At 61.2% G+C, this 24,280-nt stretch carries 24 protein-coding genes and 1 riboswitch; of the genes, 16 read left to right on the top strand and 8 right to left on the bottom strand.

Features of this window, described 5'->3' with window-relative positions:
• Positions 1-55: 55 nt before the first annotated feature.
• Positions 56-595, top strand: coding sequence for a C40 family peptidase (locus tag E4P01_RS04650; protein WP_005790173.1), 540 nt, complete (start codon positions 56-58; stop codon positions 593-595).
• Positions 596-726: 131 nt separating this feature from the next.
• Here the strand turns inward: E4P01_RS04650 and E4P01_RS04645 are convergent, their stop codons facing one another.
• Entirely contained in the window at positions 727-2,040 is a 1,314-nt protein-coding gene (locus tag E4P01_RS04645; RefSeq protein WP_216091917.1) for a sorbosone dehydrogenase family protein, read from the bottom strand.
• Positions 2,041-2,139: 99 nt separating this feature from the next.
• A riboswitch (cobalamin riboswitch) is annotated at positions 2,140-2,386 on the top strand.
• Between the two features lie 78 nt (positions 2,387-2,464).
• On the opposite strand from E4P01_RS04645, the gene cobO reads away from it, so the two are divergent.
• The 13 genes from cobO (at position 2,465) to E4P01_RS04580 (ending at position 13,896) form a co-directional block, all read left to right on the top strand.
• Positions 2,465-3,076, top strand: coding sequence for a cob(I)yrinic acid a,c-diamide adenosyltransferase (cobO, locus tag E4P01_RS04640; RefSeq protein WP_005790169.1), 612 nt, complete (start codon positions 2,465-2,467; stop codon positions 3,074-3,076).
• Positions 3,073-4,464 carry a cobyrinate a,c-diamide synthase gene (locus E4P01_RS04635; protein WP_032880028.1) on the top strand — a complete coding sequence of 464 codons (1,392 nt, stop codon included), beginning with the start codon at positions 3,073-3,075 and terminating at the stop codon, positions 4,462-4,464. The genes cobO and E4P01_RS04635 overlap by 4 nt, the downstream gene beginning before the upstream one ends.
• Entirely contained in the window at positions 4,461-5,111 is a 651-nt protein-coding gene (bluB, locus tag E4P01_RS04630) for a 5,6-dimethylbenzimidazole synthase (RefSeq protein ID WP_078821987.1), read from the top strand. The genes E4P01_RS04635 and bluB overlap by 4 nt, the downstream gene beginning before the upstream one ends.
• Positions 5,108-6,016 (top strand): adenosylcobinamide-phosphate synthase CbiB, encoded by a 909-nt coding sequence (cbiB, locus tag E4P01_RS04625; protein WP_032880032.1) that lies wholly within the window; start codon positions 5,108-5,110, stop codon positions 6,014-6,016. Before bluB ends, cbiB begins: the two co-directional genes overlap by 4 nt.
• On the top strand, positions 6,009-6,998 hold the full coding sequence (cobD, locus tag E4P01_RS04620; RefSeq protein ID WP_216091916.1) for a threonine-phosphate decarboxylase CobD: 990 nt from the start codon (positions 6,009-6,011) through the stop codon (positions 6,996-6,998). The genes cbiB and cobD overlap by 8 nt, the downstream gene beginning before the upstream one ends.
• Positions 6,995-8,446 (top strand): cobyric acid synthase, encoded by a 1,452-nt coding sequence (locus E4P01_RS04615; protein ID WP_216091915.1) that lies wholly within the window; start codon positions 6,995-6,997, stop codon positions 8,444-8,446. Before cobD ends, E4P01_RS04615 begins: the two co-directional genes overlap by 4 nt.
• A 161-nt stretch (positions 8,447-8,607) precedes the next feature.
• Positions 8,608-9,129: a bifunctional adenosylcobinamide kinase/adenosylcobinamide-phosphate guanylyltransferase gene (cobU, locus tag E4P01_RS04610; protein WP_032880036.1), complete on the top strand. Its 522-nt coding sequence runs from the start codon at positions 8,608-8,610 to the stop codon at positions 9,127-9,129.
• Positions 9,126-10,181, top strand: a complete 1,056-nt coding sequence (gene cobT, locus E4P01_RS04605; RefSeq protein ID WP_216091914.1) for a nicotinate-nucleotide--dimethylbenzimidazole phosphoribosyltransferase — start codon at positions 9,126-9,128, stop codon at positions 10,179-10,181. The genes cobU and cobT overlap by 4 nt, the downstream gene beginning before the upstream one ends.
• Positions 10,178-10,753, top strand: coding sequence for an alpha-ribazole phosphatase family protein (gene cobC, locus E4P01_RS04600; protein ID WP_032880038.1), 576 nt, complete (start codon positions 10,178-10,180; stop codon positions 10,751-10,753). The genes cobT and cobC overlap by 4 nt, the downstream gene beginning before the upstream one ends.
• A 2-nt stretch (positions 10,754-10,755) precedes the next feature.
• Positions 10,756-11,484 carry an adenosylcobinamide-GDP ribazoletransferase gene (locus E4P01_RS04595; protein WP_078821983.1) on the top strand — a complete coding sequence of 243 codons (729 nt, stop codon included), beginning with the start codon at positions 10,756-10,758 and terminating at the stop codon, positions 11,482-11,484.
• Positions 11,485-11,526: 42 nt separating this feature from the next.
• Complete coding sequence (locus tag E4P01_RS04590; RefSeq protein WP_005790150.1) at positions 11,527-11,931, top strand: MarR family transcriptional regulator; 405 nt, start codon at positions 11,527-11,529, stop codon at positions 11,929-11,931.
• Between the two features lie 63 nt (positions 11,932-11,994).
• On the top strand, positions 11,995-13,194 hold the full coding sequence (locus tag E4P01_RS04585; RefSeq protein WP_216092186.1) for an MFS transporter: 1,200 nt from the start codon (positions 11,995-11,997) through the stop codon (positions 13,192-13,194).
• Positions 13,195-13,344: 150 nt separating this feature from the next.
• On the top strand, positions 13,345-13,896 hold the full coding sequence (locus tag E4P01_RS04580) for a redoxin domain-containing protein (protein ID WP_005790144.1): 552 nt from the start codon (positions 13,345-13,347) through the stop codon (positions 13,894-13,896).
• Between the two features lie 65 nt (positions 13,897-13,961).
• Here E4P01_RS04580 and E4P01_RS04575 read toward each other — a convergent pair whose 3' ends face one another.
• From E4P01_RS04575 to E4P01_RS04560, 4 genes are all read right to left on the bottom strand, one after another.
• Positions 13,962-15,239 carry an outer membrane protein transport protein gene (locus E4P01_RS04575; protein WP_005790143.1) on the bottom strand — a complete coding sequence of 426 codons (1,278 nt, stop codon included), beginning with the start codon at positions 15,237-15,239 and terminating at the stop codon, positions 13,962-13,964.
• 146 nt (positions 15,240-15,385) lie between these two features.
• Positions 15,386-15,868, bottom strand: a complete 483-nt coding sequence (locus E4P01_RS04570; protein ID WP_078821982.1) for a hypothetical protein — start codon at positions 15,866-15,868, stop codon at positions 15,386-15,388.
• A 275-nt stretch (positions 15,869-16,143) separates the two neighbouring features.
• Positions 16,144-16,368 (bottom strand): hypothetical protein, encoded by a 225-nt coding sequence (locus E4P01_RS04565; protein ID WP_005790139.1) that lies wholly within the window; start codon positions 16,366-16,368, stop codon positions 16,144-16,146.
• Positions 16,369-16,810: 442 nt separating this feature from the next.
• Positions 16,811-17,116, bottom strand: a complete 306-nt coding sequence (locus tag E4P01_RS04560) for a hypothetical protein (RefSeq protein ID WP_216091913.1) — start codon at positions 17,114-17,116, stop codon at positions 16,811-16,813.
• Positions 17,117-17,573: 457 nt separating this feature from the next.
• Here E4P01_RS04560 and E4P01_RS04555 point away from each other — a divergent pair, with 457 nt between their 5' ends.
• Positions 17,574-17,897: a hypothetical protein gene (locus E4P01_RS04555; protein ID WP_032880044.1), complete on the top strand. Its 324-nt coding sequence runs from the start codon at positions 17,574-17,576 to the stop codon at positions 17,895-17,897.
• Between the two features lie 175 nt (positions 17,898-18,072).
• Positions 18,073-19,437, top strand: a complete 1,365-nt coding sequence (gene rmuC, locus E4P01_RS04550) for a DNA recombination protein RmuC (protein ID WP_177464428.1) — start codon at positions 18,073-18,075, stop codon at positions 19,435-19,437.
• 61 nt (positions 19,438-19,498) lie between these two features.
• Here the strand turns inward: rmuC and E4P01_RS04545 are convergent, their stop codons facing one another.
• The 3 genes from E4P01_RS04545 to E4P01_RS04535 form a co-directional block, all read right to left on the bottom strand.
• Positions 19,499-22,969, bottom strand: a complete 3,471-nt coding sequence (locus tag E4P01_RS04545) for a PAS domain-containing hybrid sensor histidine kinase/response regulator (RefSeq protein ID WP_032880045.1) — start codon at positions 22,967-22,969, stop codon at positions 19,499-19,501.
• A 118-nt stretch (positions 22,970-23,087) separates the two neighbouring features.
• Positions 23,088-23,471, bottom strand: a complete 384-nt coding sequence (locus tag E4P01_RS04540; protein ID WP_103733678.1) for a YbaN family protein — start codon at positions 23,469-23,471, stop codon at positions 23,088-23,090.
• A gap of 20 nt (positions 23,472-23,491) precedes the next feature.
• Positions 23,492-24,079 carry a YecA family protein gene (locus tag E4P01_RS04535; RefSeq protein ID WP_005790129.1) on the bottom strand — a complete coding sequence of 196 codons (588 nt, stop codon included), beginning with the start codon at positions 24,077-24,079 and terminating at the stop codon, positions 23,492-23,494.
• Positions 24,080-24,280 lie beyond the last annotated feature (201 nt).

Genomic DNA, 24,280 nt, shown 5'->3' with positions numbered 1-24,280 from the left:
CTGGTTTTCAACGTTCGGCAGCGAAAGCCGCATCCAGACCAGGATTGTTCTGCACATGTCGACCTCGGCCCGCCTGATGCTCATTGTTTGCGCCGCGCTGCTCAGCGCCTGCGCCAGCCGTCCACCGCCGCCCGCGCCTGTAGCGGTCAAGCCCAAGCCGGTATTCAACTACGCCACGCAGAATTTTTCGCCTGCTGCCGAAGACGTGCTCTTCCGTGCGCTGGGCCTGGTCGGCACGCCTTATCGCTGGGGCGGCAACACACCGGATTCGGGGTTTGATTGCAGTGGCCTGATCGGCTTTGTGTTCCGCGACGCCGCCGGCATTTCCCTGCCGCGCACCACCCGCGAACTGATCGTGATGCGTGGCCAGGACGTCAGCGAGCAGAACCTGCAAACCGGTGACTTGCTGTTCTTCGCCACAGGCGGTGGTTCACGGGTCAGCCATGCGGGAATCTATGTCGGGGAAGGGCGCTTTGTGCATGCGCCGCAAACCGGCGGTACGGTTAAGCTCGACACGCTATCCAAAGCGTATTGGCAGAATGCCTACCTGAGTGCCAAGCGGGTTTTACCGGGGAATCTGGCACGCAACCCTTGAGTCGTACATAGATCCAGTGTGGGAGGGGGCTTGCCCCCGATAGTGGTGTAACAGTCGGCACATACTCAGCTGACAGACCGCAATCGGGGGCAAGCCCCCTCCCACATTATTTGCAATGCTCTTGAGATGGGTTACTTGGCTGCAGAAACCCGCCACACCTTATTGCCCACATCATCAGCCACCAGCAAATCACCCTGCTGATCAATCACCACGCCCACCGGCCGGCCCATGGCTTTCTCGTCGCTGTTGAGAAACCCCGTCAGCACATCCACCGGCTGTCCTTTCGGCTGGCCCTCTTCAAACGGCACAAAAATCACCTTGTAGCCACTATGCGGCTTGCGATTCCACGAACCATGCTGGCCGATAAACGCGCCGTTGCTGAATTGCGTAGGCAACTTGCTGCCCTCGGCGAAGGTCAGCCCCAGTGAAGCGGTGTGCGGGCCTACCGCGTAGTCTGGCGCGATGGCTTTGGCAACCAAGTCCAGGTTTTGCGGCGTGACGCGAACATCCACATGCTGGCCGTAATAGCTGAAGGGCCAGCCATAGAAGCCGCCATCCTTAACCGAGGTGATGTAGTCCGGCACCAGGTCGCTGCCGATTTCATCGCGCTCATTGACCGCCGTCCACAGCTTGCCGCTCTGTGGTTCCCAGGCCATGCCATTGGGGTTACGCAGACCGGAGGCAAAAATGCGGTGTTGGCCGGTGGCGCGATCGACTTCCCAGATTGCAGCTCGGCCTTGCTCGACGTCCAGGCCGTTTTCGCCAACGTTGCTGTTGGAGCCGACGCTTACATACAGCTTGCTGCCATCCTTGCTGGCCACCACGTTTTTCGTCCAGTGGTGGTTCAAGGGGCCACCTGGCAACTCCACGACTGTTGTGCCTGGGGATGTGATTGCGGTTTCACCTGGCTGATAAGGAAAACGCAGCAACTTGTCCGAGTCCGCCACGTACAGGTCGTTGCCCACCAGTGTCATGCCAAACGGCGAATTCAGATTTTGCAGAAATACCGTACGCGTTTCGGCCACGCCGTCATGATCGGCATCGCGCAACAACGTAATGCGGTTCGGGCTCGGCACACCGGCACCGGCGCGGCCCATGACTTTTTCCATCACCCAACCCCGCACGCCTTTGGTGTCGTCTGGCTTGGGTGGCGCATTGGTCTCGGCCACCAACACGTCGCCGTTGGGCAGTACGTAGAGCCAGCGTGGATGCTCCAGGCCCTCGGCGAATGCGGCCACTTGGGTGCCGGCGGCAGCCGTTGGCTTGGCGCCTTCAGGCCAACCGATCGCCGGGGCGATGTTGACGGTGGGAATCAGCGTCTTGTTCGGCTCCGGCAGTTTGGGCGAGGGCCCGGTGCCATCGGAGACTTGCAAGGTAGAGCTTTCGCCGCAGGCGGCGAGGCTGCCGGTGAGCATGATCAGTAAGGCCAGTCGGGTTTTAGGCATGGTTTTCTCCTTGATACCTGTAAGGGTAGAGAAGCACGCTGTACGGATGGTTCAAGTACAAGGCCAGCTTTAATTGACGCTCCACCCCCAACCCACTAACCTTCGCGGCTTGTTCCAGGTGCTCTGTGGCGTGCGCGTCGACAGGGTGAAACAGGGAAGCCGGTGAGCGAGCGCACTTGTACACAGTGCTGCCGCGATTCCGGCGCTGCCCCCGCAACGGTAAATGAGTCAAGACGGTGCTGTTTGCCACTGTATCGCCCGCGATATGGGAAGGCGCGCCCTCGGCTGCTTCGACAAGACGCGCCACTCATGAGTCCGGAGACCGGCCTTGAACATTCAACAGCATCACGGTGGGCGATGCTTGGCTGTCTGTTTTTTCTTTTTCCTGCCCGCCGTTTTTGTCCAGCCCCAACGGAGAGCTGCCATGACCGATTCCCCCGACCGCGACGAACGCCACCTGGCGCGCATGTTGCGCAAAAAAGCCGTGATCGACGAGCGCATCGCCAATTCGCCGAATGAGTGCGGCTTGTTGCTGGTATTGACCGGCAACGGCAAAGGCAAGAGCAGTTCGGCCTTCGGCATGTTGGCCCGCGCCATGGGCCACGGCATGCAGTGCGGTGTGGTGCAGTTCATCAAGGGCCGCAACAGCACAGGCGAAGAGCTGTTCTTCCGGCGCTTCCCCGAGCAAGTTCGCTTCCACGTCATGGGCGAAGGCTTCACCTGGGAAACCCAGGATCGTCAACGCGATATCGCCGCCGCCGAAGCAGCTTGGGCGGTGTCGCGGGCAATGCTCAATGACCCTTCCATTGGCCTGGTGGTGCTGGATGAACTGAACATCGCTCTCAAGCACGGCTACCTCGACCTGGACCAGGTACTAAGCGACCTGCAAGCCCGCCCGCCGATGCAGCATGTGGTGGTCACTGGCCGTGGTGCCAAGCCTGAATTGATCGAAATGGGCGACACCGTCACCGAAATGGGCATGCTCAAGCACGCGTTCCAGGCCGGTATCAAGGCACAGAAGGGCGTTGAACTTTGAATCAGCCCCGCCAATGCCCAGCCGTCTTGATCGCCGCTCCGGCGTCCGGCCAAGGCAAAACCACGGTCACCGCTGCGCTGGCCCGTTTGCATCGCAACCTGGGGCGCAAGGTGCGCGTGTTCAAATGCGGGCCGGACTTTCTCGACCCGATGATCCACGAGCGCGCCAGCGGTGCGCCGGTGTATCAATTGGACATGTGGATGGTGGGCGAGCAGGAAAGTCGTCGTTTGCTGTGGGAGGCGGCGGGGGAGGCCGACCTGATCCTGATCGAAGGCGTGATGGGGCTGTTCGACGGCACCCCCTCCAGCGCCGACTTGGCGCGGCACTTCGGCGTGCCAGTGCTGGGGGTGATCGACGGGACTGCCATGGCCCAGACCTTTGGTGCCCTGGCCCTGGGCCTGGCGCGCTATCAGCCCGACCTGCCGTTCGCCGGCGTGCTGGCCAACCGTGTCGGCACCCTGCGCCATGCCCAGTTGCTCGAAGGCAGCCTCACGGAGGGCTTGCGTTGGTACGGCGCGTTATCCCGCGAGACCGGTATCGAACTGCCGAGCCGCCACCTGGGCCTGGTGCAAGCCAGCGAACTCAATGACCTCGATGTACGCCTGGATGCTGCCGCCCAGGCATTGGGCAGCAGCTGCGAAGTGGCCCTGCCGCCGCCCGTGACCTTTGCCGCGCCCGAAGTGATCAAGGCCGAACCGTTACTTGCCGGTGTGCGTATCGCCGTCGCCCGTGACGAAGCCTTTGCCTTTACCTATGGCGCCAGCCTGGATTTGCTGCGGGCCATGGGCGCAGAGCTGACATTCTTCTCACCTATTCATGATCGCCAACTGCCGCAGGCAGACAGCCTTTACCTGCCAGGCGGGTACCCGGAGCTGCACCACCAGGCGCTGTCGGCAAACACCTCGATGCTGGAGGCCATCCGTGCTCATCACGCCGCCGGCAAGCCACTGCTCGCCGAATGTGGCGGCATGCTCTATCTGCTCGATTCGCTGACGGATGTAGAGGGCGCCCGAGCCGAACTGCTTGGCGTGCTGCCAGGCGATGCGGTGATGCAAAAGAAACTCGCGGCACTGGCCCTGCAAAGTGTCGAATTGCCGGAAGGTACGTTGCGCGGGCACACTTATCACCACTCCTTGACCAGCACCGCATTGGCGCCGATCTCCCGTGGCCTGAGCCCTAACGGCGGGCGCGGGGCTGAAGCGGTTTACCGACAAGGGCGGCTGACCGCTTCCTACGTGCACTTTTATTTTCCGTCGAATCCTGGCGCGGTGGCCGCGTTGTTCGCGCCAGACCTTGAGACCGCTATCGCAGGCAAGCCAGCTCCCACAGTTGACCGAGTTGAAACCCAATCCAATGTGGGAGGGGGCTTGCCCCCGATGAGGCCATGACTGACAACGCCTTCCCCGAGGCCGACCGCCAGGCCGTATACCGCGCCATCGCCGAACGCCGCGACATGCGCCACTTCACCGGCGGCAGCGTCACCCCGGAACTGTTGCACCGCCTGCTCCAGGCCGCGCACCAGGCACCCAGTGTAGGCTTGATGCAACCGTGGCGTTTTATCCGCATCAGCGACCGCTCATTGCGCAGGCAGATTCAACAGTTGGTGGAAGAAGAGCGCGCGCGCACCGCGCAGGCCCTGGGCGAGCGCTCCGATGACTTCATGAAGCTCAAGGTCGAAGGCATCAGCGACTGCGCCGAGGTGCTGGTGGCTGCACTGATGGATGATCGCGAGCGCCACATCTTCGGGCGCCGCACCTTGCCGGAAATGGACATGGCGTCTCTATCTTGCGCAATCCAGAACCTGTGGCTGGCGGCGCGCGTGGAAGGCCTGGGCATGGGCTGGGTGTCGCTGTTCGAACCCCTGGCGTTGGCCGAACTGCTGGGCTTGCCAGCCGGCGCGAAACCCCTGGCCGTACTGTGCCTGGGGCCGGTGGCTGAGTTCTACCCGGCACCGATGTTGCAGCTCGAAGGCTGGACCGAGCCGCGGCCGCTGAGTGACATGCTGTATGAAAACAAGTGGGGAGTGAGTCAATGAGTGTGGCCTTGCTGTGTGTCGCTGCGGTGGCGCTGGATGCGCTGCTGGGTGAACCCAGGCGCTGGCATCCGCTGGTGGCGTTCGGCAACTTCGCCGGGCGCATCGAGCAGCGTTTCAATAGCGGTGGGCGTGGCTGGCGCAGCCATGGCGTGACCGCGTGGTTTATCGCAGTCGTGCCCCTGACCTTGCTGGCCACCGCGTTATCGTGGGCGCCATATATAGGCTGGCTCCTGGAAATCCTGGCGTTGTACTGCGCCTTGGGCATGCGCAGCCTGGGCGAGCATGTGACGCCGGTGGCCCAGGCCCTGCGCAGCGATGATCTGGATGAGGCACGCAAACGCGTGAGTTACCTGGTCAGTCGCCAGACCAGCGAACTGGACCGCACCGAAGTTGCGCGCGCCGCAACCGAGTCGGTGCTGGAGAACGGCAGCGATGCGGTATTCGCCGCATTGTTCTGGTTTGTGGTGGCGGGCGTGCCAGGTGTGGTGCTTTATCGCCTGAGCAACACCCTCGACGCCATGTGGGGCTATCGCAACGAGCGCTTTGAGCGTTTTGGCTGGGCGGCTGCAAAGATCGACGATGTGCTCAACTACATTCCTGCGCGGCTGGTGGCCTTGACCTACGCGCTATTGGGCAAAACCCGCCTGTCTCTCAAATGCTGGCGCACCCAGGGCCCGACGTGGGACAGCCCTAACGCCGGTCCGGTGATGGCTGCCGGTGCCGGTGCGTTGGGCGTCGAACTCGGTGGCGCAGCGATTTATCACGGCGAGGTGCATCAGCGCCCGCAGTTGGGCGAAGGCCCGCCGGCCGATGCCGACTCCATTGATCGTGGCTGGCACCTGGTGCAGCGCGGCGTATGGTTGTGGCTGCTGGTCTTGTGCGTAGGGGCGCAAATCTATGCTTGAACACGGTGGTCGGCTGCGAAAGGCCGCGATTGAATACGGGATTGCCGAAGCGGATTGGCTTGATCTGTCCAGTGGCCTGGCGCCCTGGCCGTGGCCGATTCCCGAGATCCCGCTGCGTGCCTGGGCCCGCTTGCCGGAAACCGATGACGGCCTGGAGAAGGCCGCCTGCGAGTATTACGGCGCCGCCCAGTTGTTACCGGTGCCGGGCTCCCAGGCCGCGATCCAGTTGCTGCCACGCCTGCGCCGCTCCGGCAAGGTCGGCGTGCTTTCGCCTTGCTATGCCGAGCACGCCGAAGCCTGGCGTCGCGCCGGTTATGTGGTGCGTGAAGTGCAGGAGCAGGAGGTCGACTTCTTTCTCGACAGCCTCGACGTGCTGGTGGTGGTCAACCCCAACAACCCCACGGGCCTGAGCCTGTCCCCGCAACGCTTGCTGGACTGGCACGCACGGCTGGTCCAGCGCGGTGGCTGGCTGGTGGTGGACGAAGCGTTTATGGACGTGACCCCCGATTCAAGCCTGGCGAGCCATGCCGATCAGGTCGGTCTGATCGTACTGCGCTCGTTCGGCAAGTTTTTTGGCCTGGCGGGTGTACGCCTGGGCTTTGTGCTGGCCGAACGCAAGTTGCTCAAGTTGCTGGCCGAACAGGTCGGGCCCTGGGCAGTCAGCGGGCCGACGCGGGTATTGGGCCAAGTGTGCCTGCGCGATACGGATGGGCACACCCGCCAGCGCAATCGATGCATCGAAGCGGGCCAGCGCTTGTTCGAACTGCTTGAGCGCAGAGGCTTTCAACCTCACGGCGGCTGCGCATTGTTCCAGTGGTTGATCACGCCTCATGCCGAGCGCCTGCACGAATTCATGGCCCAGCGCGGCATCCTGCTGCGCCTGTTTGTGCACGACAGCAGCGTACGTTTCGGCTTGCCCGACACCGAAGCCGACTGGTTGCGGCTGGACGAGGCTTTGGCCGCATACAAGGAAGCCACATGAGTACACTGATGGTGCAGGGCACAACCTCCGACGCCGGCAAGAGTACCCTGGTGACCGCGCTATGCCGTTGGCTGGTGCGCCAGGGTGTTGCGGTGGTGCCGTTCAAGCCGCAGAACATGGCGCTCAACAGCGCGGTGACGGCCGAAGGCGGCGAGATCGGCCGCGCCCAGGCAGTGCAGGCCCAGGCCGCCAACCTGGCACCCCACACCGATATGAACCCGGTGCTGCTCAAGCCCAACAGCGACACCGGCTCGCAAGTGATCATCCACGGTCGCGCCGTGACCAGCATGAACGCCGTGGCCTATCACGACTACAAAGCCATTGCGATGCAGGCGGTGTTGGCTTCCCACGCACGTTTGAGTCAAGCCTATCCGGTGGTGATGGTCGAAGGTGCGGGCTCCCCGGCCGAGATCAACCTGCGCGCCAATGACATCGCCAACATGGGTTTCGCCGAAGCGGTGGATTGCCCGGTGCTGTTGATCGCCGATATCAATCGCGGCGGCGTGTTTGCCCATCTGGTCGGTACCCTGGAATTGCTGTCGCCCAGCGAGCAGGCACGGGTCAAGGGCTTCATCATCAACCGTTTTCGCGGTGATATCGCGCTGTTGCAGCCTGGCCTGGATTGGCTGGAGGCGCGCACCGGCAAGCCGGTTGTCGGCGTGTTGCCCTACGTGATGGACCTGCACCTGGAGGCGGAAGACGGCATCGACCAGCGCCAGATCGACAAGGCCGCCCACGTGCTCAAGGTGGTGGTGCCGGTGTTGCCGCGTATCAGCAATCACACTGACTTTGACCCGCTGCGCCTGCATCCTCAGGTGGATTTGCAGTTTGTCGGGCCGGGCCAGGCGATGCCTGCGGCTGACCTGGTCATCCTGCCTGGCTCCAAAAGCGTACGCAGCGATCTGGCCTTCTTGCGCGCCAATGGCTGGGATGCGGCCGTGGCGCGGCATCTGCGTTATGGCGGCAAGGTGCTGGGGATTTGCGGCGGTTTGCAGATGCTGGGTGAGCAGGTGCATGACCCGCTTGGGCTGGAGGGTGTGGCCGGGTCCAGTGCCGGCCTCGGGCTGCTGGCGTTTACCACAACGCTGGAGGAGCAGAAGCAACTGCGCAATGTGCGCGGACGCTTGGTGCTCGAAGATGCTGAAGTGAGTGGGTATGAGATTCACGCGGGTGTGACATCAGGCGATGCCCTGCTCAGCGCTGCGGTGCTGCTGGAGGATGGTCGCAGCGATGGCGCGCTGAGTGCTGATGGGCAGATTCTCGGCACCTACCTGCACGGGCTGTTCGAAACACCGGCGGCGTGCAGTGCCTTGCTGCGGTGGGCCGGATTGCAGGAGGTGCAAGAGGTGGATTATCACGGGTTGCGCGAGCGTGATATCGAGCGGTTGGCGGACTTGGTGGAGAACCACCTGGATACGGATTTATTGCGTCGATTGTGCGGGATTTGACGGCATGTATAGGACGCAAATGTGGGAGGGGGCTTGCTCCCGATAAGTGCTTCACAGTCACTGAGGTATCGACTGATACACCTTAATCGGGAGCAAGCCCCCTCCCACAATGGATGGTATCAATCGCAATTTTTTCGGCTGGCTGGAAAAGGTATTTGCTCATGTATCAATTAATCCTCGGCGGTGCCCGTTCGGGCAAGAGTCGCCTGGCTGAAAAGCTCGCCTGCGACAGCGCTTTGCCGGTCACTTATATCGCCACCAGCCAACCGCTGGATGGTGAAATGAATCAGCGGGTGGCGCTGCATCGCGAACGTCGCCCGGATCATTGGGGGCTGATTGAAGAACCCATCGAGCTGGCGCATGTGCTGCGTGAAAACGCCGCTACCGACCGCTGCCTGTTGGTGGACTGCCTGACGTTATGGCTGACCAATCTGCTGATGCTCGACGATAGCGATCGTCTGGTGTTCGAGCGCGATCAACTGCTGCAAACCCTGGCCTCGCTGCCGGGTGAAATCATTTTTGTCAGCAACGAGACCGGTCTGGGTGTCGTGCCGCTGGGCGAATTGACTCGCCGCTATGTGGATGAAGCCGGTTGGCTGCATCAAGCCTTGGCCGAGCGGTGTCAGCGTGTGGTGTTGACGGTTGCCGGCCTGCCCCTGACTTTGAAAGGTACTGCGTTATGACGGACTCCTGGTGGCTCAACCCCTGCAAGGCCATTGATACTGCGGCCCATGAACAGGCGCTGGCGCGTCAGCAACAATTGACCAAGCCCGCCGGTTCCCTCGGCCAGCTGGAGGCGCTGGCGGTGCAGCTGGCGGGTTTGCAGGGCCAGGTCAAGCCGTCGGTGGAGCAACTGTGGATCGCGATTTTTGCCGGTGATCACGGTGTGGTCGCCGAAGGCGTGTCGGCATTTCCTCAGGAAGTGACCGGGCAGATGTTGCATAACTTCGTCACCGGTGGTGCGGCGATCAGCGTGTTGGCGCGGCAACTGGATGCGCAGCTGGAAGTGATTGATCTTGGCACGGTGACGCCCTCGCTGAACTTGCCCGGCGTGCGTCATGTGAATATCGGCGCGGGCACGGCCAACTTCGTCGATGGCCCGGCGATGACCCAGGCTCAAGGGCTGTTGGCATTGCAAGCCGGCCGAGACAGCGCGCACCGCGCTCTGGAACGCGGTGCGCAGGTGTTTATCGGCGGCGAGATGGGTATCGGCAATACCACCGCGGCCAGCGCGTTGGCGTGTGCATTGCTGGATTGCCAGGTGAGCGACCTGACTGGCCCGGGCACAGGTTTGAATGCAGCGGGCGTCAGCCACAAGGTCGCGGTCATCGAGCGCGCTTTGGCGCTGCATGCCGGGCAACGGGGTGATGCGTTGCAAACGCTGTTCAATCTCGGCGGTTTTGAAATTGCCGCGTTGGTTGGCGCTTACCTGGCCTGTGCGCAGGCAGGTATCGTGGTGCTGGTGGATGGGTTTATCTGCAGCGTTGCCGCGCTGGTGGCGGTGCGCTTGAGCCCGGCGTGCCGCGAATGGCTGGTGTTCGGGCATCGCGGTGCCGAGCCGGGCCATCGCCATGTGTTGCACAGCCTGGATGCCGAACCGCTACTGGAACTGGGCTTGCGCCTGGGCGAAGGCAGCGGCGCGGCGCTGGCGGTGCCGTTGTTGCGTTTGGCCTGTGCGTTGCACGGGCAGATGGCAACCTTCGCCGAAGCGGCCGTGGCAGATCGCCCCGCATGACCTTGCACCTGGACCTGCTGCGCCACGGCGAAACCGAGCTGGGCGGCGGCCTGCGCGGCAGCCTGGACGATGCCTTGACCGCCAAGGGCTGGGCGCAGATGCGAGCCTCGGTGGTGGGGCAGGGGCCATGGGATCGGTTGATCGGCTCACCGTTGCAACGCTGCGCCTTGTTTGCCCAGGAGCTGGGAGCACAGCTCGGCCTGCCGGTCAGCCTTGAGCCGGCTTTGCAAGAACTCCACTTCGGTGCCTGGGAAGGCCAGAGCGCCGCGGCGCTGATGGAGACCGATGCCGAAGGGCTGGGTTTGTTCTGGGCCGATCCCTACGCGTTCACGCCGCCCCAAGGCGAGCCTGTCAGTGCATTTTCCGAGCGGGTGCTCGGCGCGGTGTCACGCCTGCATCAGGCTTACGCCGGCCAGCGCGTGTTGTTGGTCAGCCATGGCGGCGTGATGCGCCTGCTGCTGGCCCGGGCGCGTGGGATGCCGCGCGAGCAACTGCTGAACGTCGAGGTCGGCCACGGCGCGCTTTTCAGCCTGCAGGTCGGTGCCGACGGCGTACTGAAAGAAGGATCGTGACGATGTTGCCGTTCTGGATCGCCCTGCAATTTCTCAGCTGCCTGCCGATCCGCTTGCCGGGTATGCCGCAGCCTCAGGAGCTAGGCCGTTCGTTACTGTTTTATCCGCTGGTGGGACTGCTGTTCGGTCTATTGCTGTGGGGGTTGAACCTGGTATTGATGGGCGCGCCCTTGCTGCTGCACGCCGCGCTGTTGCTGACGGCCTGGGTGCTGCTCAGCGGTGGCCTGCACCTGGATGGCCTGGCGGACAGCGCCGATGCCTGGTTGGGTGGCTTTGGTGATCGCGAACGCACGCTCAGTATCATGAAAGATCCGCGCAGCGGGCCGATTGCGGTGGTTACCCTGGGCTTGGTGCTATTGCTCAAGTTCAGCGCGTTGGTGGCCTTGATCGAGCAGCATAATGGCGCCGCCCTGATCCTGGCACCGTTGATCGGACGGGCTTCGATGCTGGCGCTGTTTCTTACCACGCGCTATGTGCGGGCAGGAGGGTTGGGCCAGGCCTTGTCGGACTACTTACCGCGGATTGTCGGCCAGCAGGTGCTGATCCTCAGCGGATTGACCTGCATCCTGATCGGTGGTTTCAACGGCGGTATTGCGGTGTTGCTGGCGGCGCTGTGCTTTATGGGGCTGCGTCACTTGATGATCAGGCGCCTTGGCGGTACCACGGGCGACACGGCAGGCGCGCTATTGGAACTACTGGAAGTCGCTGTCCTGGTCGGGTTGGCGCTGTAACGCTTTCTTGCAATTCCTTAACTCCGGGTATATACACGCTCTATGCTTGCTTCCCAATGTTTATGCACCAACCTGCGACGCGCCGCCCGTGGCGTCAGCAGGCATTACGACGGCGCTCTCGACGGCTTCGGGATCAACGTCGCCCAGTATTCTTTGCTGTGTAACCTGCAGCGCCTTGACCAACCGAGCATTTCCAGCCTGGCCGAAGCCATGGGCCTGGATCGCAGCACCCTGGGGCGCAACCTGCGTGTTCTGGAGGGAGAGGGGTTGGTGCAATTGGTCGAGGGCGATGACCTGCGAAACCGCCTTGTGCTGTTGACTGAAAGTGGCCAGCAGCGATTGGCCGCCGCGTTGCCGGCATGGGAAGCGGCGCAACAGAAACTGATTGATAAGCTCGGCGCTGAAAAGCGCGAAACCTTGTTGGCCTTGCTGGATGAACTCGCCTGAACGGCGGTTTGTTCGACTACAAGCGGGTATATACCCGCGAGCGGAGAATAAAAAATGACCTCGATGTGGCGCACCAGCGGTTGGATCCTTGTGGGGAGTGCGCTGATCCTGGCGTTGTCCTTGGGCGTACGGCATGGCTTCGGCCTGTTTCTGGCGCCGATGAGCAGCGAATTCGGCTGGGGGCGTGAGACCTTCGCCTTCGCCATTGCCTTGCAGAACTTGATCTGGGGCCTGGCGCAGCCGTTTACCGGCGCCTTGGCCGACCGTTTCGGCGCAACCAGAGTGGTGTTTGTCGGCGGCGTGTTGTACGCCGTGGGCCTGGTGCTGATGGGGATGTCCGACTCCGCGTGGTCATTGTCCCTGAGTGCAGGCTTGCTGATTGGCATCGGCCTGTCCGGTACCTCGTTTTCAGTGATTCTCGGTGTGGTCGGTCGCGCCGTACCGCCGGAAAAACGCAGCATGGCCATGGGCATTGCCAGCGCCGCCGGGTCCTTCGGCCAGTTCGCCATGGTGCCCGGCACCCTCGGCTTGATCGGTTGGCTGGGCTGGTCCGCAGCGTTGCTGGCGTTGGGCTTGATGGTGGCGTTGATCCTGCCGCTGGTTGCCATGCTCAAGGACCGGCCGTTGCCGGTCACGGTCGGTCAGCAAACCCTGCGCGAAGCGTTGAAGGAAGCCTGCTCTCACTCCGGGTTCTGGCTGCTGTCTTTCGGTTTTTTTGTGTGCGGGTTCCAGGTTGTGTTTATCGGTGTGCACTTGCCGGCGTACCTGGTCGACCAACATCTGCCGGCCACGGTGGGCACCACGGTGCTGGCCTTGATCGGTCTGTTCAATGTGTTCGGCACCTATACCGCTGGCTGGCTGGGCGGGCGCATGTCCAAGCCGCGCTTGCTGACCGGCCTGTACCTGCTGCGGGCGGTGGTGATTGTGTTGTTCCTGTGGGCGCCAGTCACTGAAGTGACGGCCTATCTGTTTGGCATGGCGATGGGGTTTCTGTGGTTGTCCACCGTGCCGCTGACCAACGGCACCGTCGCGACGTTGTTTGGCGTACGCAACCTTTCGATGCTCGGCGGGATTGTGTTCCTGTTCCATCAACTCGGTTCGTTCCTCGGCGGTTGGCTGGGCGGGGTAGTCTATGATCGAACCGGCAACTACGATTTGATCTGGCAGGTGGCGATTCTGCTCAGCCTGCTCGCCGCGGCCTTGAACTGGCCGGTGCGTGAGCGGCCAGTGGCGCGTGTGCAGGCGCAGATGGAGGCGGCATGAGGGTAGCGGTGCGCTTGATGGTGATGGCGGCAGGGTTGCTTCTGTTGCTACTGGCCTGGTGGGGTTGGCAGCAAGGTGGCCTGGCGTTGATGCAACTGGGCATGGCGATCTGTTAAGTTCAATGCCTGAACTGACTCAAGGACTTTGATCATGTTGATGCGCTGGCTCGCTGTACCCGTCCTCATGGCTGTTGGCAGCGTGGCCATGGCCGCCAGCTGCCCGTCGCTGCTTACGGGCCAATTGCCCAAACTGCGGGCCAAGGAATCCATTGACCTGTGCCAGCAATTCGCTGGCAAACCCTTGGTGATCGTCAATACGGCGAGCTTCTGCGGCTTTGCCCCGCAGTTCAAGGGCCTGGAAGGCTTATATCAACGCTATAAGGGCGAAGGCCTGGAAGTGATTGGCGTGCCGTCCGATGACTTCAAGCAGGAAGCCAAGACCGGGGAGGAGACCGCCAAGGTCTGCTACGTGAATTATGGCGTGACCTTCACCATGACCGAGCCGCAGAAGGTCAAGGGGCCGGATGCGGTGCATCTGTTCAAGGTCCTTGCCGAGCAGGCCGACGCGGCGCCGAAGTGGAACTTCTACAAGTACGTGGTTGACCGCCAGGGCAATGTTGTCGCCAGCTTTTCCAGCCTGACCAAGCCGGACAGCCCGGAGTTGATCAAGGCGGTCGAGCAGGCGATAGCATCCAAACCCTGATAACCAGCCACTGAAAAGCCCCGCCTCCTTCACAGGAGAGCGGGGCTTTTTTATACGGTCGCGGTTTAGAACTTGTAGGTCATGCCCAGGCCGAAACCGTTGGCACTGTTTTCATACTTGGCGTTGTAGCTGGCCAATTGGTTGGAGCGCGAAACCTTGACGTCTTCTTCCTTCAGGTAGGAGTAGGCCAGGTCGATGGTCATGTTCGGCATGACCTCGTAGCCCAGGCCCAGGCTGAAGATCGTGCGGTCGCCGGTCGGGATGCGTGGCGAACGATCCGTGTTGTTGGTAGGCGACTGGTCGAAAGTCAGGCCGGTACGCAACACCACTTGCTTGGTGAGCTGATACGAAGTACCCACGGCATAGGCCCAGGTATCGTGCCAGTTCTGGTCTTCCTTGATAGTGCCTACCAAGGCAGGGGCGAGCGCGCCGCCTGTTGCGCCGGACACGCCGTCGTTCTTGACGGTGATGTCTTTCAAGCGGCTCCAGCGTGTCCAGGTTGCACCTGCATACAGCTTCCAGGCGTCAGTCAGGTCTTGGGTCACCGACAGGTCGTAGGATTCAGGCGTATCGATCTTCAGCGACGCATCGTAGCGATTGCTGCGCAGGGCGGCAGCGGTCGCGGCTGGTGCGGTGACTTCGGTGTGGCCGTCCAGCTTGTAGCTGACCTTGGAGTGATAGGTCAGGCCGACGCGGGTGGTATCGGTGGCTTGTACCAGCACGCCGATGTTGAAGCCCAGCGCGGTGTCGTCACCCTTGATCTTGATGTTGGTGTCTGGCGCGAGAGCGTTCAGCGTCAGGTCTGATTCCAGGGTGCCGGCGATGCGGTTGATGGTCGGGCCAAAACCAACGGAAACACGGTCGTTGAAGGCGTAGCTGACCGTTGGCTGGAAGGTGATGACTTTCACTTCACTCTTGCTGCCAAAGCCACGGCCCTGGAAGCCGCTTTCGTAGTCGGTTACCAGGCCGAACGGTGCATAGACACCGAAGCCGACAGCCCACTGATCGTTGAGTTTATTGGTGTAGAAACCGAAAGGGACGGCGGTGAATGGCACCATGTCGCCTTTGTTGCTGCCGCGGGAGCGGCCGCTGACGTCGCTGATATCAGTAGAAGCATCAATGGCTGCAACGCCGCCGGTGATCTGTTGACCTTCCAGGCGTGCCATACCGGCAGGGTTGCCGAACACAGTGCTTGCATCATCGGCAGAAGAAGATCGACCTGCAAAACCAGTACCCATCCCGCTGACGCTCTGTTCGTTCAGGGCAAAGCCGCTGGCGAATAGTTGGGAGGATGCCATGGCAACGGCGAGGCTAAGTGTGGTCTTGAGCATTACTTTTTTCATTATTAGAACTCCGAGGTGATCACCGCAGCGGAAAGTAACAATAAATTTGCGATCGCGCTATAGGGTGTAATGCAGGAGATAGAGCGGTTTTGTAGGACAATCCGACCAGATTCGCTGTTTTTTGCCGAATCTTGCAATTTACCCGGTCAGCAGATCACCTGTTTCATGGCTGGAACACAGGTTTGCCAGGCTTGGGTGAAATCCCGCAGCCGACCTTGAGGGTGGAATATTTCTTTCCAGATACGCGCCATGGCCAATACGTCGCCTGGGGCGGGGAGTGCTGGGCGATGTTGTTCTACCAGCAGCCAGGCGATTGCCGTGGCGTATCGCAGGTTTACCGTCAACTCCAACTGGGGCGCACTCAGAAACGCATGTTGGCTGGCCAGCCCGCGCACCAGGCTTGCGCGTTCCGGGTCCAGCGCCAGGTATTCGTCCCAGAGGGCACGGTGGCGGGGTTCAGTGATGCTATAGAGGCCATGGCCGCGCCGATCATGCAGGGCCGACCCCAGTTCTGACTGGCTGGCGGCGATCCCCAGTAACAAGGACTCGGCTGTTGGGTTATGGCAGCCGAGGTAGGTCAAGGTCGGCCTGATCACATAACGACACAATTCGCTGGCGGCAATACCCATACAAGCCTCAGTCCATAAATGGGGTTGACGAGCCTGAGAATGAGGGCTTGGCAGCGGTGAATCGGATCTCAGGCCCGTCGCAAGCGGACGATGCCGCTTGAGTTGAAGTGTAGTGTCATATTCATGATGTAAAGGACTGTTTTTAAAACATCTTATCTATTCAGTTATAACGTTTATATCTATCGGTGCTTAGTAAATACCGGCCCGCGCCAAATTTCAGGCAATAAAAAACCCTGTTTTTCAGACAGGGTTTTTGTTTTCAGCGACTCGGTCGATCAGGCAGTCAGTGCCTGACGGGTACGCTCGATCACGGCCTGCAGCGGTTCTGCGCTGGAGTATTGATCGGGGTACAGGCGTTCGCTGTGACGAGCGATACCGTGTTCATTGACCAGGGTGAAGCTGAAGCAGCCTTTGCGAGCGGCCATGATCAGGCAGTTCATTGGGGCAAAAGCGTTAGTGAGGGTGCGAATGGCATCCTGAGTGTGGATTTGAGCGTTCATATTATTGGTGTTCCTACAAATGACACGGATAAGAACCGTGCAACGTTAAAACGTTCCAGTAACGCTGATCACCATTGATCAAACGAAGAACCTGACTGGAACAAAGCAGCCAGTTTGAAGCGCTAATAATTTAGGCGCGCTTGGGCTGGCAGGTAGGTACTTAGGAGGGCAGGCAACACAACAGGGGCAAAGGTTCTGGGCCCGGGGTGAAGATCCTGATCAATTTGCAGGTTGGTTCGGTCAGAGTATGTAAACTTCGCGACACCCTTTGCTTGTTCAAAGGCAGTGTCGTCGCAAGCGATACCTGGAAACCATCGAGGTGGTCGATCCCGTGTGGTTCAGGGGACTTGTTCGACCAGAATTGACTTTCAGCTTGGTACTAACGCCGCGGATAGTAACGGAATGAAGCAGGGAAGGGAAGGGGGTTGGTAAAAAACTTTAATCAGCCGCCGAGCAGTCCACGATAGACCAATACGGTCATAGACGCAGCCAGGGCGCAGCCCAGTGCGTAAGCGGCGAGCGTCAGGCGCAAGGACTGGCCGGTCTCGATCAGTTTCATGACCTCGTGCAGATCATTGATCCGGCCGTCACTCAGTTCGATGCACAGGCTCGCGGCGGTAAAGGCGGCCGAGAGCAAAATCGCGATAGCGAACAACGCGCCGTCCGGAGAGGGTAGCGCTGCATTGATTCCCAACGATGTCGCGCAGATGGCCAACAGCAGCATGGCGAAAAGCAGAATTCCTTTCATCGGCCCTACAGAGTTGCGTTGACGGTGGCGCAGTGTGGCGAGCCGGGACAGATTTGAAAAGCCCCCGGGTTTGTCCTGGCAGTAACATGTTTAACGCGTGTTGAATCAAAAAACGCCGGCGATATAACCCTTGAATAGTTACTTGTGCACATTGGTTGCGGCATGTGTAACCCTCCTGCCACTCACCGCGAAGGGCGCCCATTTGCCTGTAATCAAAATTTAAGTCAATGAAAAATCTGGCTTTTTTTTATTGGTGAAAAAATCGTCAGTTTGACCGGGGGCCCCGTTCCATGGGCCTTTGCGCGAGTTCAAGGAGGGTTGTCCACTGAGTTATCCACAGCTTCTGTGGATTGTCCCAAGCGCTTGCTCTAGGACGGGCGTGCAGGTTTTTTTCAGCTTTACCTGTACGAAAAAAAGAGTAGAGTGGCGCGCCTTCCGTTCTGTCCCACAGTGCTTTATGAAGTTTCGCTCAGTATCACCTTCTGTTACCGACACTACTCAAACTGTTACCGCACCCAAGCGTTTTTCCTTGAAGGTCGCTCTGTGGCTGCTCGACAGCCCGCGTCTGGGCCAGAGCCGCAACGTCAAGCACTTCGCTGGGCGTTTGCTCAAGCAGCCTGCCCGGGAAGGCGTGGTGGCCGCACAGAGTCGTCTCGGCCAGCTGATGTGCCGCGAGTGCGGAAACGCACGTGACCGGCGCATTGGTCATGATCTATTACGCTCGGCCGCTCGCGCCGGCGATCGTCGCGCCCAGAGTGAACTGCGCCAGGTCGAAGACTGAGCTGTCTTCGGGCCCTGTGCTTGGTTACCCTTGATCTTTTTTGGTGATGGCAGAAATGGCTATGGTTTTTGACTGGACCAGTATTGCCTTGGGGCTCGTTGGCGCAGCCGTACCGTTACTGGCGCTGTGCTGGCAGATTCAGCGGCGCTTGAACGCGCGCAACACCGGGTGGGAACTGCTGGAAGAACGCCTGGCAAACGCGCAACTGGCCCAAGAGGGGCTCGCCGCCCAGCTGGATGCCAGTCGCGATGAAATCAGCGACCTGAGCCAGGCCAACGCCGCCAAACAAGCCGACCTGGCGGCACTGGGTCGCGAAGTCGAACTGTTGCAGATCGACCGCGATAACGCCCGCGATGCCGCCCATGCCTGGAACCTCGATCGCAGCGCCAAGGAAACCGAACTGCGCCGTCTCGACGCCTTGGCCGCAGCCCTGAGCGCGGAATTGCGCGAGCAACAGGAGAGCCATCAGCAGCGCCTCACTGACCTGCAAGGCTCACGGGACGAGCTGCGTGCTCAATTCGCCGAGCTTGCCGGTAAAATCTTCGACGAGCGTGAACAGCGCTTCGCCGAAACCAGCCAGGAACGCCTGGGCCAGTTGCTCGACCCGCTCAAGGAGCGCATCCAGTCCTTCGAGAAACGCGTTGAAGAAAGCTATCAAAACGAAGCCCGTGAGCGGTTCTCCCTGGCCAAGGAGCTTGAGCGCCTGCAGCAACTGAACCTGCGCCTGTCGGACGAAGCCACCAACCTGACCCGCGCCCTCAAGGGGCAGAAAACCCAGGGCAACTGGGGGGAACTGATTCTTGAGCGGGTGCTGGAACACGCAGGCCTGGAAAAAGGCCGCGAATACCAGACCCAGGTCAGCCTCAAGGGCCCGGATGGCGAGCGCTTCCAGCCGGACGTGCTGATCATGTTGCCGGGTGACAAGCAGGTGGTGGTCGACTCCAAGGTCAGCTTGACCGCCTATCAACAGTACGTGGCGGCGGATGACGAAGTGATTGGCCAGGCGGCGTTGAAGCAGCATGTGCTGTCTTTGCGCAATCACGTCAAGGGCTTGGCCGGCAAGGACTACAAGCGCCTGGAAGGTTTGCACAGCCTGGATTTCGTTCTGCTGTTCGTACCGATCGAGGCGGCTTTTTCCGCGGCCTTGCAGGCTGAACCGAATTTGTTCCAGGAAGCCTTCGATCGCCATATCGTGATTGTCAGCCCCACCACCTTGCTCGCCACCCTGCGGGTGATCGATAGCCTGTGGAAGCAGGAGCGTCAGAGCCAGAACGCCCGGGAAATCGCCGAGCGTGCCGGTTGGCTGTACGACAAGTTCGTGTTGTTTATCCAGGACCTGGACGAAGTGGGCAACCGGCTGCAGCAGTTGGACAAGGCTTACAGTGCGGCGCGCAACAAATTGACGGACGGGCGTGGGAATCTGGTCAGCCGTACCGAGCAGTTAAGGTTGCTCGGCGCCCGAGCCAGCAAGAGCCTTCCGGCGGATTTGCTGGAGCGAGCGATGACAGATTCGGATGGCGTGGCGCATCTCCCCGAATAGACTTGGGGCCAAATGTGGGAGTGGGCAAGCCCCTCCCACATTTTGACCACGCACGACCCTTTTACAAGGGCAGGTGCCTGCTCAACAGTGCCCTCAACGCCGCCGGCTTCACCGGCTTGGCCAGGTAGTCCAGCCCCGCCCCATGCACCTGCGCCACCATCTCCGGGCGCCCGTCGGCACTGATCACAACGCCGGGAATAGGCTCGGCCAATTGCGCTCGCAGCCAGCCCATCAGTTCGGTGCCGGTTTCGCCGTGGTCCAGGTGATAATCCACCAGCGCCAGTTGCGGTCGCATACCGTCGGCCAGCAGCGCTGCGCACTGGGCCTGGTCGGTGGCGGTCCAGACTTCGCAGCCCCAGCGTGTCAGCAGGCTGCGCATACCGATCAGGATGCTTTCCTCGTTATCCACGCACAGCACCCGCGCACCGCTCAGGGGCAGGCCGTTCTCCACGGCGGCTTTTGGCTGCGGGCTGGCCTGGTTGCGCGCCAGCGGCACGCACACGCTAAACACGCTGCCCTTGCCCGGCCACGAGCGCACGCTCAGGCGATGGCCCAACACGCGGCACAGGCCGTCGGCAATCGCCAAGCCCAGGCCCAGGCCCTTCTCGGCGCGGGTCTGGTGGCTGTCCAGGCGCTTGAATTCTTCGAAGATCACTTTTTGCTTGTCCGGCGGAATGCCCGGGCCTCGGTCCCATACTTCCAGGCACAGTTCGCCCTGACGTCGACGTACGCCCAGCAGTACGGGCCCGTCGGCATAACGGAAGGCATTGGTCAGAAAGTTCTGCAACACCCGCCTCAGCAACTTGATGTCGCTGTCCACTCGCAGGCGGCTGCCGCGCCAACGGAAGCGCAAGCCTTGCTCATGGGCCAGCGCCTTGAATTCTGCGCCCAGGGTGTCAAATAGCTCATTGAGTACAAAGGGCTGGCGTTGTGGATTGATCTTGCCGTTTTCCAGGCGCGATATGTCCAGCAAGTCGCTGATCAGGTCTTCGGCTGAGCGCAACGAGCTGTCCAGATGCTGCACCAGTTGCCGCGCCTCGTCGGACAGGCCGTCGTGCTGGTGGGAGAGGGCGGCGGAGAACAGACGTGCGGCGTTCAGCGGTTGCATCAGATCGTGGCTCACCGCCGCCAGGAATCGCGTCTTCGATTGGCTGGCAGATTCGGCCACGCCTTTGGCGTCGGTCAGCGCCACGTTGAGCTGCGACAACTCATGGGTGCGCTCGGTCACTCGCTGTTCCAGGCCCTCGTTTGCCTCGGTCAGTGCCTGTTCGGCTTCGCGGAACGCGGTGATGTCGGTGAAACTCATGACAAAACCGCCACCGGGCATCGGGTTGCCGATCAACTCGATCACCCGGCCATTGGGAAACAGGCGCTCGGAGGTGTGCGCGCGGCCCTGGCGCATCCAGTGCAGGCGTCGCGCCACGTGCACTTCGGCTTCACCCGGCCCGCACAGGCCGCGCTCGGCGTTGTAGCGAATAATGTCGGCAATCGGCCGGCCGACGCTGATCAAACCGTCCGGGTAGTTGAACAGCTCCAGGTAGCGCCGGTTCCAGGCCACCAGCTTGAGCGACTGGTCCACCACGCTGATGCCCTGGGTAATGTTCTCGATAGCGCCTTGCAGCAGGGCGCGGTTGAATTGCAGCACCTCGGAGGCTTCGTCGGCGATGCGTACTACGTCCTCCAGCTGCATTTCCCGGCCTTCGATCGCGGCTTTCACCACTGCCCGCGTCGAGGAGGCGCCGAGTACGCCGGCCAACAAACGCTCGGTATGGGCGATCCAATCGTTGTCGGCATTCTGGTTGGGGTTGAAGCCTTTACCCTGGCGATAGGCAAAGCGAATGAAGCTCTGCTGGGCACGTTCTTCGCCGACGAAACGTGCAGCCAGGCTGAGCAGGTCGCTGATCTGCACCGACAACATGGAACGAGCATTGGCGCGCTGGTTGATTTCCTGGCCGATAAACCGGCCGGCCTGCCAGTGCTCGGAAACTCGCGTGCGCGACAGCATCGATACCCAGACGAAGAGGGTGAAGTTACCCGCCAGGGAGAACACTGTACCCAAGGTCAGCGACGTCACCGACAGCCCGAATGGGTGGGAGTGCATCCAGGTCAGGCCGGGGAAAAGGCTGAGCGACCAGCCAAGGCTTTTCGCCGTCACCGGTAGGACCAAGGTGTAGAACCACAGGAATGTACCGGCGGCCAGGCCGGCAAATACACCGCGCCGGTTGGCCTGCTTCCAGTAGAGCGCACCGAGCATTGCCGGGGCCAGTTGGGTCACGGCGGCAAAAGCGATCTGGCCGATGGTGGCCAGGCTGGCAGTCGAGCCCAGCAGACGGTAGCTCACATACGCCAGCAGCAGAATGATCACAATGCTCACCCGGCGTACCGAGAGCATCCAGTGGCGGAACACTTCGAACGGCCGCTCGGCGCTGGAGCGGCGCAGCAACCACGGCAACAGCATGTCGTTGGAGACCATGGTCGACAACGCGATGCTGGCCACGATGACCATGCCGGTGGCTGCCGAAGCCCCGCCGATGAACGCCAGTACGGCGAGGGCCGGGTGGGCCTGGGCCATCGGCAGGCTGATCACGTAGGAGTCGGGCAGCACCGAACCGGGCAACAGCATTTTTCCGCCCAGGGCGATCGGTACCACGAACAACGCGGCGAGGATCAAGTACGCCGGAAATACCCACTTGGCCAGGCGCAGGTCCTGCGGGTCAATGTTCTCAACGACAGTCACATGGAATTGCCGGGGCAGGCAGATGATCGCCATCATGGCGACGCCAGTCTGCACCACCATTGATGGCCAGTTGATCGTTTCTTTCCAGTATTCCTCCAGGCGCGGCGCGAGCATGGCCTGGCTGAACAGATCGCCGAAACCGTCGTACAAGCCGTAGGTCACAAACGCGCCGACCGCGAGAAATGCGAACAGCTTGACCAAAGACTCAAAGGCAATCGCCAGCACCATGCCCCGGTGGTGTTCGGTGGCATCGAGGTTGCGCGTACCAAACACGATAGTGAACAGCGCCAGCACCAGCGACACGATCAAGGCGGTGTCCTGAGCCCGGGTACCGGTGGTGTCGGGGCCTGCGCCGATCAACAGGTTTACGCCCAGCACGATGCCTTTGAGTTGCAGCGCGATATAGGGCAGCACGCCGACCAGACAGATCAGCGCGACCACCACCGCCAGGGATTGGGATTTGCCATAGCGAGCGGCGATAAAGTCGGCGATGGAGGTGATGTTTTCCTGCTTGCTGATCAGGATCATCTTCTGCAGCACCCAAGGCGCCAACACCAGTAACAGCACCGGCCCCAGGTAGATCGGTAAAAATGCCCACAACTGCTCGGCGGCTTGGCCTACCGCTCCGAAGAACGTCCAACTGGTGCAGTACACCGCCAGCGACAAGCTATAGACCCACGCACGCACCCGGGGTGGCAGCGGCGCATGGCGGCGGTCACCGTAAAAAGCGATGGCAAACATAATGGCCATATAGGCCAGGGCAACGGCGGCGATCAGCCCGCTGGACAGCGTCATGGTAACTCCGAGCATAAGAACACCCGGGCATTCCGGGCCCGGTTGGACAGTCTCGCATGATGCCTGTTGTTAGTCAGTGTCGACCAAGGTCGCGTGGGATCTAATGTCGCAGGTGCGTTCAGCGCGGGGGCAGGGTTTTCTGGCGCAGGATGTAGATCGTCACCAGCACGGCGCTGGTCAGCATGAAGCCGCGAGCCCACGGCAAGGGCACCAGGTAACATGATAGCGCGATGCTCAGCCACATCAGGCCGATGGCGTAGACCTTACCCTTGAGTGGAATGCCGTTGCCATCCAGGTAATCACGAATCCATGGGCCCAGCCGTGGGTGTTCCACCAGCCAGTGATAGAACCGCGGGGAGCTTCGAGCGAAGCAGGCGGCGGCCAGCAGTAGAAAGGGCGTGGTCGGCAATACCGGTAGGAAAATGCCAATCACTCCCAGCGCTACGCTCAGCCAGCCGATGGCCAGCAGTACGTAGCGCAGGAGCAGTGAGCGGTCGCCCATGGGTGCCACGGGCAAGCGACTCAGTGGTGACGTGGCTTGAGGATCGCCGGTTTTTCGTCAGGCGCGTTGCACAGCAGGTACAGCGCGGTCAGGGCTTCCGGGATCTGCACGATCATGTCGTCCATCAGGTTGGCATCGGCGGCGATGTCGGAGAACTCTGCTTCTTCTTCGAACAGGCCCGAACCAACCATGATCGGCAGGAGCATTTCGCTGACTTCTTCTTCGGCGGTTTCGAACCAGGCGGCTTCACGCAGGAACACGCCTTCCATGAAACCGATGCACCAGCCGCGCAGGTCGGAGTCATCCGGGTCGTCGCCCAGGTCGAGGTCGCATGGCAGCTCGAACTCTTCGTCGGAGGCCAGTTGGCGCGCAATGTGGGCCTTGAGGGCGATCAGGGTGGATTCGATTTCTTCGCGCTGGGCGGCGTCGCTGTAATGAGGCTCTTCAGCGAACAGCGCGTCGATCCATTCACGGTCCGGGACGGTTTCGGAGCAGATCGACAGGGCGGTCAGGTAGCCGTGGGCGGCCACGTAGTCCAGCGCCTCGTCATGCAGCTCATCGGCGTCGAGGAAGGCTTGCAGGCGGGTTAGTTGCTCAGCGAAGGACATTGAAGGGCTACCTTGGGAATAAACGATGCTGAATTCTAGGCTTTCTTGAGCGCCCAGGCCAGCCGCACGGCATATTTGCCCGGTTTTAGAGCGGGCGTCTATTCGTCAGTCGCGCCCTTTGGCCGATGACGCTCGGGTATACTGCCGCGTTTTGTGATGCCCCTGCAGGCTTAGCGCCAATCCGGGAAAACTTCGCTTACG

Source organism: Pseudomonas sp. NCIMB 10586, from assembly GCF_023127895.1.
Classification (GTDB): domain Bacteria; phylum Pseudomonadota; class Gammaproteobacteria; order Pseudomonadales; family Pseudomonadaceae; genus Aquipseudomonas; species Aquipseudomonas synxantha_A.
The sequence above is the reverse complement of the archived record's forward strand: the minus strand, read 5'-3'. Positions and strand labels throughout refer to the sequence as shown.